This is a genomic window from Streptomyces sp. NPDC033216 (genome assembly GCF_055577115.1).
This window is the reverse complement of the sequence record NZ_JBVIQK010000001.1, coordinates 114,776-127,184: the sequence shown is the minus strand read 5'-3', so window position 1 is coordinate 127,184 and position 12,409 is coordinate 114,776. Positions and strand designations below refer to the sequence as shown.

The window sequence follows — 12,409 nt, the reverse complement described above, 5'->3', positions numbered from 1 at the left end:
TCTGTGACGTCAGCGCCACCTATGCTCTCAGCTCGTACGGACTGCTGGGACGGCACGAGGGCGGGCGGATGACGACGGACACGGTGCGGTGGGGGATTCTGGCGACGGGCGGGATAGCCGCCGCGTTCACGGCGGACCTGATCGACCTGCCGGACGCGGAGGTGGTCGCGGTCGCGTCCCGCACCGAGACCTCGGCGCGGGAGTTCGCCGAGCGCTTCGGGATACCCCGGGCGTACGGCGACTGGGAGACGCTGGCCAAGGACCCGGACATCGATGTCGTGTACGTCGCCACCCCGCACTCCGCGCACCGCACGGCGGCCGGGCTCTGCCTGGAGGGCGGCCGGAACGTGCTGTGCGAGAAGGCGTTCACGCTGAACCTGCGCGAGGCCGTCGAACTCGTCGAGCTGGCCCGCGACAACGGCCGCTTCCTCATGGAAGCCATGTGGATGTACTGCAACCCCGTCATCCGCCGCCTGAAGGCCCTCGTCGGCGACGGCGCGATCGGCGAGGTACGGACCGTGCAGGCCGACTTCGGCCTGGAGGGCCCCTTCCCGCCCTCGCACCGGCTGCGCGACCCCGCCCAGGGCGGCGGCGCCCTCCTCGACCTGGGCGTCTACCCGGTCTCCTTCGCCCACCTGCTGCTGGGAGAGCCCACGAGCGTCTCCGCGCAGGCCGTGATCTCCGCCGAGGGCGTCGACCTCCAGACGGCCGCCGTCCTGTCCTGGGACTCCGGCGCGCTGGCCGCCCTGCACTGCTCCCTGGTCGGCGGTACCGGCGTCACCGCGTCGGTCACCGGCTCACGGGGCCGCATCGACATCCCCTCCGGCTTCTTCCACCCCGACCGCCTCGTCCTGCACCGGGCCGGCCGCGACCCGCAGGAGTTCACCGCCGACCCGTCCGACGGGCCCCGTACGACCATGCGGCACGAGGCGCGGGAGGTGATGCGGGCACTGCGGGCCGGGGAGACCGAGTCCCCGCTCGTCCCGCTCGACGGCACCCTCGCCGTGATGCGGACGCTGGACACGATCCGGGAGCGGACCGGCGTGCGGTACCCGGGGGAGTAGCCACCCGGCGAGCGGGCCCACCGGACGGGACGGCGAGACGACCCGTCTCATGCTCTTGGTACGGTCGTGCCATGGTCACCCAGCCCGGAAAGCCGGCCCCCGACACCACCCGCCGCAGCGAGCGGTCCCGGCGCGCGATCTACGACGCCGCGCTCGCCCTGGTGGCGGAGGTCGGCTATCCCAGGACCACCATCGAGGGCATCGCCGCCCGCGCCGGCGTCGGCAAGCAGACCATCTACCGCTGGTGGGGCTCGAAGGCCGACGTCCTGCTGGAGGCGTTCCTCGACCTCAGCCGTCAGGCCTCCCGCGAGGCGGGCGAGGACTTCGTCCTGCCGGACACCGGCGACCTCGCCGCCGACATCAAGGCGGTGCTGCGGGCCACCGTCGACCAGCTGACGGACCCCCGTTTCGATGCGCCGTCCCGAGCCCTGGCCGCCGAGGGCGTGGTCAACGAAGAGGTCGGCCGGCGCTTCACGTCCCAGCTCATGGAGCCCAGCATCCAGCTGTACGTCGACCGGCTGCGCGCCGCCCAGCGGGCCGGCCAGGTCCGCCCCGAGGTCGACCCGCGCATCGCCCTGGAGTTCTTCATCTCACCGCTGGCCCAGCGCTGGCTCCAGTACACGGGTCCGCTCTCCTACGAGTACACCGACACCCTCGTCGACTACGCCCTGTACGGTCTCGCACCGCGCTGACCTCGCCGACCTCATGGCCCACATCGGTACCCCTCGTCCCACGTGCCCCTTTTGGGGCTCCGGACCCCCGATGCGCCGGATGGTGGGACCATAGGGCATGCTGTCCGCACCAGAGCGAGGCGAGGGGATAGATGAGCGCGGAGTTCGGCGGCCGGACCGGCAGGCAGAGCAGAATCTCCCAGTGGCTGCGGGGACGCCGCCCCAAGGAGGGCGCCGACGAAGGCGGCCGTGAGGCCCTGCTGCTCGCCGCCGCCGAGGCGGGACTGCCGCTCGCGCCCGCCGCCCACCCCGTCTCCGGCTACCGCTGCTCCTGCGACCGCGTCGGCTGTCCGACGCCCGGCCGCCACCCGCTCTCCTTCGCCTGGCACACGCAGTCCACCACCGACCCCGCCCAGATCGAGCGCTGGGCCCGTCATCAGCCCCAGGCCAACTTCATCACCGCCACCGGCACGACCCACGACGTCCTCGACGTCCCCATGGAGGCCGGCCGGGAGGCCCTGGAGCGGCTGCTCGGCGCCGGCGTCGAGGTCGGCCCGGTCGCCGAGAGCGACGACGGCCGCATGCTGTTCTTCACCCTCACCCGCGGCACCCCCGAGGACGAGGACGAGTGGTGGCCCTGCGAGCTGGACTGCCACCCCGAGACGATGGACGAGCACCCCGGCCTGCGCTGGCACTGCCGAGGCTCCTACGTCCTCGTCCCGCCGGCCCGCCTCCCGGGCGACGACGGCCAGGCCGTGCACTGGCTCCGGGGCCCCGAACACTCCCTTCCGGACCCGCTGACCCTCCTGGAGCCCCTCACGGACGCGTGCGCCAGATACGTGGGCACGGACCCGGCGGTCGCGACGTGGCCCACGCGCCACTGACCCAGGGCGCGCGGCCGTAGGGGTACGCGGCTCCGCGCCGCGTGGGCGCGACCAGCCGCGACGGATGCGCACCCGCCGTCCGGCGAGGACCACGCGAACGCCGGGGCCCCCTACTCGCCCTTCGCCGCGGTGAGCCCTTCCAGCCGGCTCAGCATCGACACCTTGCCCCCGCCGGAGGCGACCGGCACCAGGGCCATCCCGTTGGCCACGAACTCCATCGTCAGGGCCTGCTCGATCTCCCCCGTGGTCAACGCCCGGACGTTGCGGTTGGGCGTCGGCACGGCCGCCCCCGCCGCCGCCGTCTGCTTCACGAAGTGGTGCGTGGAGAAGAACACCAGCGCCCCGCCGTCCGCCGTGCGCAGCGCCAGCGGCGCGAAGTCGCCGTTCGTCAGCGGCTCGTCGATGTACTGCGTGGCCAGGCCCGGCTTGCTGGCGTTCTTCGCCCGTGTGGAGCGCAGCTCACTGGTGTACGGACCGTCCGCGAACGCGTCCCCGCCGTCCTTCAGGTACGTCGTGTAGTCGGTGCTCATGCGGGCGGGCGAGCGCGTCAGGCCGGCGGTGTCGACCGGTACGGCCTCGGCCCAGCCGTCCTTGTCCTTGGGGAACTCCGGCAGCGCGCCCGGCGCCACCAGCGTGAGGTACGCCGCCTGCCACGGGTCCGACCGGCCGCCGCGGGTGAACACCAGCACCCAGCGCGCGTCACCGCCCTTGTTGGCCCGCGCGTCGGCGACGAACCAGCGGGGCCAGCCGGGCTTCTCGGGAATGGTGTAGTTGACGTCGGTGAGCGTCAGCGGCGTGTGCTCCGGGTTGCCGTCAGGGTTGTTGACGCGCCCCGCCTTCAGCCGTGCCGCGTCGATCGCGCCGAGCGCCCCGGTGGTGAACTCGGCGTCGAGGGAGGGGTCGTACGCCGCGTCCGCCTTGTTGTAGGCGGCCGTGAACTGCTCGACCGCCTTGGCGGCTTCCGCCTTCGTGGCCGCGGGCAGCACCTCGCGCTCCCCGTGCACCACGACACACCCGCTCGCCGTCAAGGCGGCGGTGAGCGAGACGGCGATCAGTGCGTCACGGTCACGTCCGCGGCGCCGCGGACGGCCGGTCGTCAGGCTGCTTTCCCTGCTCATCAGGCGCGTTCACCTTCCCCTTCCCGGAGGCGAACCCTACCGGGGCGAGGAACAGCGCGAGCGTCGGGACCAGGTACAGCAGCCACACCGTGACCTGGAGGACCGTCGGGTCGGGCTGGAAGTTGAACACGCCCTTCAGCAGCGTGCCGTACCAGCTGTCGGGCGGGATCGCGCCGCTGATGTCGAAGGCCCGGTCGGTCAGGCCGGGCAGCCAGTCGGCCTCCTGGAGGTCGTGGAAGCCGTACGCCAGCACGCCCGCCGCGACGACGACCAGCATGGCGCCCGTCCAGGTGAAGAACTTGGCCAGGTTGATGCGCAGGGCGCCGCGGTAGAACAGCCAGCCCAGCAGGACCGCCGTGGCCAGGCCGAGGGCCACGCCGATCAGCGGCCGCGGGGTGCCGTCACCGGCCGCGTGCACCGACGCCCACACGAACAGGGCGGTCTCCAGGCCCTCCCGGCCCACGGCGAGGAACGCGGTGGCGACCAGCGCGCCGGTGCCCATGGCGAGGGCCGCGTCCAGCTTGCCGTGCAGCTCCGACCTCAGATGCCGCGCGGTGCGCCGCATCCAGAACACCATCCACGTCACCAGGACGACGGCCAGGATCGACAGGGAGCCGCCGAGCGCCTCCTGTGCCTCGAAGGTCAGCTCCTGGGAGCCGAATTCGAGGGCGGAGCCGAACCCCAGCGCGAGCAGCACCGCCACGGCGATGCCCGCCCAGACCGGCTTCAGGGCGTCGCGGCGGTCGGTCCTCACCAGGTAGGCGATGAGGATGCAGACGACGAGGCTGGCCTCCAGGCCCTCGCGCAGTCCGATCAGGTAGTTGGAGAACACGGGCTAGGCCTCCTTGGCGAACAGGGTGCGCCCCCACCAGTCGTCCGCGTCCCGGACGCCGGGCGGGATCGCGAAGACGGCCGAACCCTCGTGCTGGATGTACTCGTTGAGCGCGTCCGTCGCGAGGTTGCGCTGGACGGGGATGAACCCCTCGCGCACGTCCCGCTGGTAGGCGAGGAAGAACAGGCCCGCGTCCAGCCGGCCCAGACCGTCGGTGCCGTCGGTGAAGGAGTAGCCGCGGCGCAGGAGCGTCACCCCGTGGTTGGAGTCGGGGTGCGCGAGCCGCACGTGCGCGTCGGGCTTCATGGCCTTCAGGAACGGCTCGTCGCGTTCCCTGGCCTTGCCGACCGGGGCGCCCTCGCCCTTGTCTCGGCCGAAGACGTCCTCCTGCTCCTGGAGCGAGGTGCGGTCCCAGGTCTCGATGTGCATGCGGATGCGCCGGGCGACGAGGTAGGAGCCGCCCGTCATCCAGGCGGGACCGTCCTTCTCGCCCACCCAGACGAACTTCTCCAGGCGGTCCGACTCGGTGCCCGCGATGTTGCGGGTGCCGTCCTTGAAGCCCATCAGGTTGCGCGGGGTCTGCGCGTCGGGCGTCGTGGAGGACGTCTTGCCGAAGCCGAGCTGCGACCAGCGGATGACGGTCTTCCCCATGCCGATCCGGGCCAGGTTGCGGATCGCGTGCACCGCGACCTGCGGGTCGTCCGCGCAGGCCTGCACACACAGGTCGCCGCCGCTGCGATTGGCGTCGAGGTTGTCCCCGGCGAACTTCGGCAGGTCCACCAGCGCCTCGGGCCGCTGCCCGGCGAGTCCGAACTTCTGGAACAGGGAGGGCCCGAAGCCGACCGTCAGCGTCAGCCGGGACGGCTTGAGGCCCAGCGCCTCACCGGTGTCGTCCGGCGGCGCCTCGGGGAGCCCGCCGTAGGCGCCCTCCCCGACCGGCTTGCCTTCGGTCATCCGCCGGGCGGCTTGCGTCCAGTCCTTCAGCAGCTGGACGAACTCGGCCCGGTCGGTGGTCGTCACGTCGAACGCGGCGAAGTGCAGCCGGTCCTGGACGGGCGTGGCGATGCCTGCCTGGTGGATGCCGTGGAAGGCGACCGCGCCGCCCGCCTCGGCGCCGGCCGGGTCCACGTCGTTCCCGGTGCGGGTCATCGCGGCCGCGCCGCCGGCCGCGGCGGCGCCGAGCGCGAGGCCGGCCCCGCCCCAGCCGATCAGTGCCCGCCGGGTGGGCGAGGGCGAGGTGCTGTCCGTGTCCGTCATGTGGGTGAGCCTCCGGCTACTTGGCCACGGCGGCGGCGAGCTTGGACAGCGGCTCCGCGAGCGCGTTCACCGCGTCCGACAGCTCCTTGCGGTCGGCGGCGCCGACCTTGTCGTACGAGGTGAACTCGTACGGTGCCGCTCCGGAGGAGTTCGTCCGGAACGTGTCGAGCAGCGTGTTCAGCGCCGTGAACTGCTTGTCCAGCTCGGTGACCAGCGCCGCGTCGTTCTCCTTGGCGACCGGCTCCAGCAGGTCGAACGCCTTCTCGGCGCCCTCGACGTTGGCCTTGAAGTCGACCAGGTCGGTGTGCGAGAAGAACTCCTCCTCGCCGGTGACCTTGCCGGTGGCGACCTCGTCGAGGAGTTCCTTGGCGCCGTTGGCCATGGAGGTCGGGCTGATCTCGGCCTTGCCGACCCGGTTCTGCCAGTCCTTCAGGTCGGTGACGAGCTGATCCGCGACGGCCTTGTCGTCAGCGGTGATCTTCTTGTCCTGCCAGAGAGCCTTCTCCAGGCGATGCCAGCCGGTGAACTTCTGGCCGGCCTCGAGGTCGGGCTCGCGGATGTCGACCTTGGGGTCGATGTCGCCGAAGGACTCCGCGACCGGCTCCGTGCGCTCCCAGCCGATGCGGGAGGGCGCGTAGGCCTTCTTCGCGGCCTCCAGATCGCCCGCCTTGACAGCCTTCACGAAGGCCTCGACCCGGGGCAGCGTCTCGTCGGCCTGCTGCTGCGAGTAGGCCCGGTAGGCCGCCACGGCCTTGTCCAGGCGCGGGTCGCGCTCGGCGGTCGTGCCGCCGCCGGTGACCTTGAGGTCCTGGCGGATGCCGTCGCCCTTCATGCCCGGCTTGCAGGCGATCAGATAGTCGCCGGCCTTCACCTCGGCGGTGACCCGCTGCTTGGTGCCGGGGCCGATGTTCTCCCGCTCGGTCACCACCCGGTCGTCGGGGAAGAGGAGGTAGACCTCGGTGACCTTGGAACCCTTGTTCTCGATGGCGAGTTCGACGTGGCCGGCCGCGATCTTCTTGGTGGACGTCTCGCACGTGTCGTCGGTCGCGGTCACGCCGATCACCCGGTCACCCGTGGCGGCGTCGCTCTTCTCGGTGCAGCCCGTGACCGCGGTCAGGGCCGCGGCGGCAGCGGCGGCGGTGGCGACGGAGAGTCTGGCGGCGCGCATGAAGGCTCCCAGCATGGCTGAAAAATTGCGTGACAGGGTTCACAGATATCAGTGAGGCTTGCCTAACTTATCCAAGGCTTACCTGGGTAATGCCCGCCCGGACCGTGATTCACCTCTCATGGACGCTGTAAGAGCACGACCCGGTCACGGTGGGTCAAAAGGATCCCCACGGTCAGGTCAAGACGGCCCACAAGGAACACCAAGAGAGCTCAAAGGCGGCGGCGTGGCGTCGCCAGTGCCACGCCCGTCCTGTGGACGTGACGGCACCTCGGTCGGCTGGTCGTGGGCCTGGGCGGCAAGCAGCCCTGCGTGCACACCACGCCGGGCGGACCGGCGGTGCTGCTCGGGGTGCTGTTTATGATCCTCACCGCCCGGACCCGTCCGGCGCGCGGGCGGCGCAGGCGGTCGCCCCGGTCGCGGCCGTCGCGGCGGCCACCGTCAGCGGCCCTCGCCTGAGCCCGCCACCTGGCCGGAGCCGACGGCGGAGGCGGAGGCGGTGCTTCAATTCCCCGGTGACTGATTACGACGTGCTCCGCGTGTTCTGCGCACCGAACGGCGGATACGGCAACGAACTGGGCGTGGTCCGCGAGGGATCCGTGCTGCCCGACCGGGAGGACCGGCAGGCCCTCGCGGCGAAGCTGGGCTTCAGCGAGACCGTGTTCGTGGACGACCCCGAGCGCGGAGTCGTCGACATCTACACGCCCACCGTGCGGCTGCCCTTCGCCGGACACCCCTGCGTGGGCACGGCCTGGCTGCTGGACGTGCCCGAACTCGTCACCCCCGCAGGGGTCGTGGGTGTCCGCCTGGACGGCGAGTTCAGCTGGATCGAGGCGCGGGCCGAGTGGGTCCCGCCGCGCACGCTCCGTCAGTACGCCTCCGCCGCCGAGGTCGACGACCTGCCCGTACCGCCGTCCGGCGAGTGGGTGTACGCCTGGGCCTGGGAGGACGAGTCGGCGGGACGGGTCCGGGCGCGCGCCTTCCCCGGCCGCGACGACGGCATCGACGAGGACGAGGCGACCGGCGCGGCGGCCCTGCTGCTCACCGACCTCCTCGGCCGGGCCCTGAACATCACCCAGGGCGCGGGATCACAGATCCTCACCGCGCCCCAGCCGTACGGCTGGGTCGAGATCGGCGGCCGAGTCCTCCTGGAGCGCTGATCGGGCTCAGGCCGTGCCCGTCCGCCTCCGTCGGGTGGTTCCTGACGAGCGCGTCGACGGCCGGACGGGTTCCCCTGCCACGGACTTCCGGGCACCGTGAGCGGAGCGTCCTGCGCGTCCGTTGCGCCCCCGGCCGACGACGAAAGGCCCGCCTCTCCGGAGGGAGGGCGGGCCGGCGACTGGTGGTGGCGGGCTCAGGGCAGCGTGAGGATCTCCGCGCCCGTGTCCGTCACGACCAGCGTGTGCTCGAACTGGGCCGTCCGCTTGCGGTCCTTCGTCACGACCGTCCAGCCGTCGTCCCACATGTCGTACTCGTGCGTCCCGAGCGTCAGCATCGGCTCGATCGTGAACGTCATGCCGGGCTGGATGACCGTCGTCGCGTGCGGGCTGTCGTAGTGCGGGACGATCAGTCCCGAGTGGAACGACGAGTTGATGCCGTGCCCCGTGAAGTCCCGCACGACGCCGTACCCGAACCGCTTGGCGTACGACTCGATGACCCGGCCGATGATGTTGATCTGCCGGCCCGGCCGGACCGCCCTGATCGCGCGGTCCAGCGCCTCCCGGGTCCGCTCCACCAGCAGCCGGCTCTCCTCGTCGACGTCCCCCACCAGGTACGTCGCGTTGTTGTCGCCGTGCACCCCGCCGATGTACGCCGTCACGTCCAGGTTGACGATGTCGCCGTCCCGCAGCACCGTCGAGTCCGGGATGCCGTGGCAGATCACCTCGTTGACGGACGTGCACAGGGACTTGGGGAAGCCCCGGTAGCCCAGCGTCGAGGGGTAGGCGCCGTGGTCGCACATGTACTCGTGCGCCACCCTGTCCAGCTCGTCGGTGGTGACGCCCGGCGCGATCAGCTTCGCCGCCTCCGCCATGGCCCGTGCGGCGATCCGCCCGGCGGTACGCATCGCCTCGACCGTCTCGGGCGTCTGCACCTCCGGACCGGTGTACGGGGTCGGCGCGGGCTTCCCGACGTACTCGGGACGGCGGATGTTTCCGGGCACGGAACGGATGGGGGACAGCTCCCCGGGCACGAGCAGCGACTGGCCAGACATGCCAGCGAGTCTAACCAGCGTCCATCGGGGAACATGACGGTGGCGAGAGGAGCTGGTCATGGCCCTGTTCAAGAAGCGCACGGTCGGCAAACCGGGCGAGTGGTACTACTGCCTGGAACACAAGAAGGTCGAGGAAGGGCCCGAGTGCCCGGCCAAGGACCGTTTCGGCCCCTACACCACCCGCGCGGAGGCCGAGCACGCCATGCGGACGGCCCGCGAGCGCAACCTCCAGTGGGAGAACGACCCCAAGTGGCACGACAGCCCGGCGGGCACCCCGCGGGACGACGACTGATCAGGCTTCCACCACGGTCGCGGCGGCGCGCTTGTCGCGCTGCCGCACCGCGTGCTCATTGGTCCGCGCGTCGTACGTCATCAGTCCCGGCAGACACAGGGCGAGCAGTCCCACTGCGCCCACGCACAGCAGCCCGCCGGACCAGACCGACGTCCGCACCCCCGTCCAGGCCGCGAAACCGCCCGTGCGCACCTGGCCGAGCGTCGGCCCCACCGAGTACGACAACAGCTCGATCCCGGCGAGCCGGCCGCGCAGCTCGTCCGGGATCGTCTGGTTCCACATCGCCGCGCGGAAGATGCCGCTGACCATGTCGCACGCCCCCGCGAGGAGCAGGAACAGCAACACCAGCCATACGTCGCCCACCAGTCCGGCGCCCGCGATCGCGAGGCCCCACAGCGCCGCCGACAGCACCACCGCCCGTCCGTGCCGGTGCACCCGCGAAGCCCAGCCGCTGGTCAGAGTCACCAGCAGCGACCCCGCCGGCACCGCCGCGTACATCAGGCCCAGCGACCACTCGGCTTCCAGTTCGTCGGCGAGGAACGGCAGGACGGCCAGCGGCATCGCCAGGAACATCGCGGCCAGGTCCACGGCGTAGGTGCCGAGCAGCTCCTTGCGGCTCCAGGCGTAGCGGGCGCCCTCGGCGATCGCCCGCAGCGACGGCCTCACCGCCTCGCGGGAGGCGGGGGAGGAGGCGATCCGCACGACCAGGACGACGGACACGACGAAGGTGACCAGGTCCGCCCCGTATGCCCAGCCCAGGCCCGCATAGGCGACGACCACACCCGCCAGGGCCGGACCCGCGACCCCGCCGGCCGTCCAGCGCAGCGCGTTCAGCGAGGCCGCGGCCGGCATGTGCTCGTGGGCCACGATCCGCGGCCACAGCGAGTCGAGGGCCGGGCGCTGGACGGACACCAGCGCCGAGGACAGCGCGGCGACCGCGTAGAGCGGCCAGAGGGCCGGCCGGGGGAGCAGGCAGTTCAGCAGCAGTACGGCGCTCAGCAGCCCCTGCCCGGCCTCCGTCCACAGGATCAGCCTGCGCTTGTCCCACGCGTCCGCGAGGGCGCCGCCGTACAGCCCGAACACCACCAGCGGGACCAGCTCCACGGCCCCGATCGCCCCGACCGCCGCGGCCGACCCGGTCAGCTCCTTGATCTGCACCGGCAACGCGACGAACGTCAGGAACGTCCCGAAGTTCGAGATCAGCCCGGAGTACCAGAGCCGACGGAAGTCACGCGAGGCGTGCCAGGGAGCGAGGTCGGGCAGCAGCGCCCGCAGGCCGGCGGAAGAACGGTCGTCGTCGCTCACGAGGGCTCATGGTCAGGGGCGGGCGGTGCGACCGGCAACCGTTTTTCGGGTCACCGGGGGGCCGCGGGGCGTCACCAGGGAGCCGGCGGCGGTGCCGTCAGGGACTCCGCCAGACGTGACAGTCGGTCGAGCAGGCGGCGGGGACCCCTCGGGGAGGGCACCGTCTGTTCGCCCGCCGCCGCGCTCACCAGGTGCTGCACGGTGTCCAGATCCAGCTCCGAGCCGTCGGGCACGGCCAGCGTCTCGTGCGCCAGGCCCGTCAGGTCGCCGTCGCCGGGGCCCAGGGCCAGCACGGTCACCCCGGCGCGCCGGGCGTCCGACACCCGCTCCAGCAGGGGTGCGTCCCCCTCCGGCGTCACCACCAGCAGGGTCTCGCCCCGGCGGGCCGCCTCGATCCGCCCGAGGCCCACCGCCAGGTGCGCCGGGTCCGACGGGCGGGCGCCGTGCCGTACCAGCGTGGGGGTCAGCTCCGGCGTACCGGACCAGGCGGCCTCGTCCACGAGATGGGCGGCCAGATGCCACGGCTCGTACTCCTCGGTGCCCACCAGCAGCAGCCCGCCCCCGTGCGACACCACCGACCCGCGCAGCACCCCGGCGAACCTGCGGGTGGCCCCGAGCCACTCCGTTCCGGCGAGCACTTCGCGCAGCAGCGCGACCCGTACGGCGTCCATACGGCCGCATCCTGCCCCAACCGGGCCGACGCGACCGGCGGTTCGCCACCGATTCCCCCGACCTGGGGACCCGCGGGGCGACCGTGACGGCCGCCACCCGGCCGCCATCCCGCCCGGTCGGACCGTCCCCGCGCACGTAAAGTCGGCCCATGACCTCTACCGACAGTGCACACAACGCCGCCGCGAAGGCCCCCGCCAAGGATCCGTGGGACCTTCCCGACGTCTCCGGGCTGGTCGTCGGCGTCCTCGGTGGGACCGGCCCGCAGGGCAAGGGCCTCGCCTACCGCCTCGCCAAGGCCGGCCAGAAGGTGATCATCGGTTCGCGCGCGGCCGAGCGCGCGCGGGCCGCCGCGGCGGAACTCGGGCACGGTGTCGAGGGCGCCGACAACGCCGAGACCGCCCGCCGCAGCGACATCGTGATCGTCGCCGTGCCGTGGGACGGCCACGGCGAGACCCTGGAGTCGCTGCGCGAGGAACTGGCGGGCAAGCTCGTCGTCGACTGCGTGAACCCGCTCGGCTTTGACAAGAAGGGCGCCTACGCGCTGAAGCCGGAGGAGGGCAGCGCCGCCGAACAGGCCGCCGCCCTGCTGCCCGACTCGCGTGTCGCCGCCGCCTTCCACCACCTGTCGGCGGTCCTCCTCCAGGACCCGGAGATCGACGAGATCGACACCGATGTGATGGTGCTGGGCGAGGAGCGCGCCGACGTGGAGATCGTGCAGGCCCTGGCCGGCCGCATCCCCGGCATGCGCGGCGTCTTCGCCGGGCGGCTGCGCAACGCCCACCAGGTCGAGTCCCTGGTCGCCAACCTGATCTCCGTCAACCGCCGCTACAAGGCGCACGCCGGGCTCCGCGTCACCGACGTCTGAGCGGATGGGGGACACTGGACGGCACCGGCCGTACGACCACACCCGCGACCGGCCGTACCAGCAGTGCAGCGC

At 72.3% G+C, this 12,409-nt stretch carries 13 protein-coding genes; 6 read left to right on the top strand and 7 right to left on the bottom strand.

Annotated elements, in window-relative coordinates; translation table 11 throughout:
- Positions 1 to 68 precede the first annotated feature (68 nt).
- The 3 genes from ACZ5Y0_RS00515 to ACZ5Y0_RS00505 all read left to right on the top strand — a co-directional run bounded on the left by ACZ5Y0_RS00515 (position 69) and on the right by ACZ5Y0_RS00505 (position 2,619).
- The gene (locus tag ACZ5Y0_RS00515) at positions 69 to 1,064 is read left to right on the top strand and encodes a Gfo/Idh/MocA family protein (RefSeq protein WP_469126443.1); all 996 of its coding nucleotides are present in this window, start codon (positions 69 to 71) and stop codon (positions 1,062 to 1,064) included.
- Between the two features lie 71 nt (positions 1,065 to 1,135).
- A complete protein-coding gene (locus tag ACZ5Y0_RS00510; RefSeq protein ID WP_469126442.1) occupies positions 1,136 to 1,756 on the top strand; it encodes a TetR/AcrR family transcriptional regulator in 621 nt (206 codons plus the stop codon).
- A gap of 131 nt (positions 1,757 to 1,887) precedes the next feature.
- Positions 1,888 to 2,619 carry a bifunctional DNA primase/polymerase gene (locus ACZ5Y0_RS00505; protein WP_469126441.1) on the top strand — a complete coding sequence of 244 codons (732 nt, stop codon included), beginning with the start codon at positions 1,888 to 1,890 and terminating at the stop codon, positions 2,617 to 2,619.
- Positions 2,620 to 2,729: 110 nt separating this feature from the next.
- Here the strand turns inward: ACZ5Y0_RS00505 and ACZ5Y0_RS00500 are convergent, their stop codons facing one another.
- From ACZ5Y0_RS00500 to efeO, 4 genes are read right to left on the bottom strand one after another with little or no spacing between them, the layout of a single operon-like run.
- Positions 2,730 to 3,737 carry an SCO2278 family lipoprotein gene (locus tag ACZ5Y0_RS00500; RefSeq protein ID WP_469126440.1) on the bottom strand — a complete coding sequence of 336 codons (1,008 nt, stop codon included), beginning with the start codon at positions 3,735 to 3,737 and terminating at the stop codon, positions 2,730 to 2,732.
- The gene (gene efeU / locus ACZ5Y0_RS00495) at positions 3,685 to 4,569 is read right to left on the bottom strand and encodes an iron uptake transporter permease EfeU (protein WP_469126439.1); all 885 of its coding nucleotides are present in this window, start codon (positions 4,567 to 4,569) and stop codon (positions 3,685 to 3,687) included. Before efeU ends, ACZ5Y0_RS00500 begins: the two co-directional genes overlap by 53 nt.
- Before the next feature lie 3 nt (positions 4,570 to 4,572).
- The gene (efeB, locus tag ACZ5Y0_RS00490; protein WP_469126438.1) at positions 4,573 to 5,826 is read right to left on the bottom strand and encodes an iron uptake transporter deferrochelatase/peroxidase subunit; all 1,254 of its coding nucleotides are present in this window, start codon (positions 5,824 to 5,826) and stop codon (positions 4,573 to 4,575) included.
- A 16-nt stretch (positions 5,827 to 5,842) separates the two neighbouring features.
- On the bottom strand, positions 5,843 to 6,994 hold the full coding sequence (gene efeO / locus ACZ5Y0_RS00485; RefSeq protein ID WP_469126437.1) for an iron uptake system protein EfeO: 1,152 nt from the start codon (positions 6,992 to 6,994) through the stop codon (positions 5,843 to 5,845).
- Between the two features lie 512 nt (positions 6,995 to 7,506).
- On the opposite strand from efeO, the gene ACZ5Y0_RS00480 reads away from it, so the two are divergent.
- Positions 7,507 to 8,151: a PhzF family phenazine biosynthesis protein gene (locus ACZ5Y0_RS00480; protein WP_469126436.1), complete on the top strand. Its 645-nt coding sequence runs from the start codon at positions 7,507 to 7,509 to the stop codon at positions 8,149 to 8,151.
- 194 nt (positions 8,152 to 8,345) lie between these two features.
- Here ACZ5Y0_RS00480 and map read toward each other — a convergent pair whose 3' ends face one another.
- Positions 8,346 to 9,203 (bottom strand): type I methionyl aminopeptidase, encoded by an 858-nt coding sequence (map, locus tag ACZ5Y0_RS00475; protein ID WP_469126435.1) that lies wholly within the window; start codon positions 9,201 to 9,203, stop codon positions 8,346 to 8,348.
- Between the two features lie 58 nt (positions 9,204 to 9,261).
- On the opposite strand from map, the gene ACZ5Y0_RS00470 reads away from it, so the two are divergent.
- The gene (locus ACZ5Y0_RS00470) at positions 9,262 to 9,495 is read left to right on the top strand and encodes a hypothetical protein (protein WP_469126434.1); all 234 of its coding nucleotides are present in this window, start codon (positions 9,262 to 9,264) and stop codon (positions 9,493 to 9,495) included.
- Here ACZ5Y0_RS00470 and ACZ5Y0_RS00465 read toward each other — a convergent pair whose 3' ends face one another.
- Together ACZ5Y0_RS00465 and ACZ5Y0_RS00460 are read right to left on the bottom strand one after the other, a co-directional pair.
- Positions 9,496 to 10,800: an MFS transporter gene (locus ACZ5Y0_RS00465; RefSeq protein ID WP_469126433.1), complete on the bottom strand. Its 1,305-nt coding sequence runs from the start codon at positions 10,798 to 10,800 to the stop codon at positions 9,496 to 9,498.
- Between the two features lie 71 nt (positions 10,801 to 10,871).
- Complete coding sequence (locus ACZ5Y0_RS00460) at positions 10,872 to 11,471, bottom strand: hypothetical protein (protein WP_469126432.1); 600 nt, start codon at positions 11,469 to 11,471, stop codon at positions 10,872 to 10,874.
- Between the two features lie 149 nt (positions 11,472 to 11,620).
- Between ACZ5Y0_RS00460 and npdG the strand changes: the two genes are divergently transcribed.
- Positions 11,621 to 12,337, top strand: a complete 717-nt coding sequence (gene npdG / locus ACZ5Y0_RS00455) for an NADPH-dependent F420 reductase (protein WP_469126431.1) — start codon at positions 11,621 to 11,623, stop codon at positions 12,335 to 12,337.
- Positions 12,338 to 12,409: the final 72 nt, after the last annotated feature.

Bases quoted from the DNA above. Each gene is read 5' to 3' on its own strand.
- efeO (WP_469126437.1), bottom strand. From the start codon at position 6,994: ATGCGCGCCGCCAGACTCTCCGTCGCCACCGCCGCCGCTGCCGCCGCG.
- ACZ5Y0_RS00470 (WP_469126434.1), top strand. From the start codon at position 9,262: ATGGCCCTGTTCAAGAAGCGCACGGTCGGCAAACCGGGCGAGTGGTAC.
- ACZ5Y0_RS00515 (WP_469126443.1), top strand. From the start codon at position 69: ATGACGACGGACACGGTGCGGTGGGGGATTCTGGCGACGGGCGGGATA.
- efeB (WP_469126438.1), bottom strand. From the start codon at position 5,826: ATGACGGACACGGACAGCACCTCGCCCTCGCCCACCCGGCGGGCACTG.
- ACZ5Y0_RS00510 (WP_469126442.1), top strand. From the start codon at position 1,136: ATGGTCACCCAGCCCGGAAAGCCGGCCCCCGACACCACCCGCCGCAGC.
- ACZ5Y0_RS00460 (WP_469126432.1), bottom strand. From the start codon at position 11,471: ATGGACGCCGTACGGGTCGCGCTGCTGCGCGAAGTGCTCGCCGGAACG.
- ACZ5Y0_RS00505 (WP_469126441.1), top strand. From the start codon at position 1,888: ATGAGCGCGGAGTTCGGCGGCCGGACCGGCAGGCAGAGCAGAATCTCC.
- npdG (WP_469126431.1), top strand. From the start codon at position 11,621: ATGACCTCTACCGACAGTGCACACAACGCCGCCGCGAAGGCCCCCGCC.
- ACZ5Y0_RS00500 (WP_469126440.1), bottom strand. From the start codon at position 3,737: ATGAGCAGGGAAAGCAGCCTGACGACCGGCCGTCCGCGGCGCCGCGGA.
- map (WP_469126435.1), bottom strand. From the start codon at position 9,203: ATGTCTGGCCAGTCGCTGCTCGTGCCCGGGGAGCTGTCCCCCATCCGT.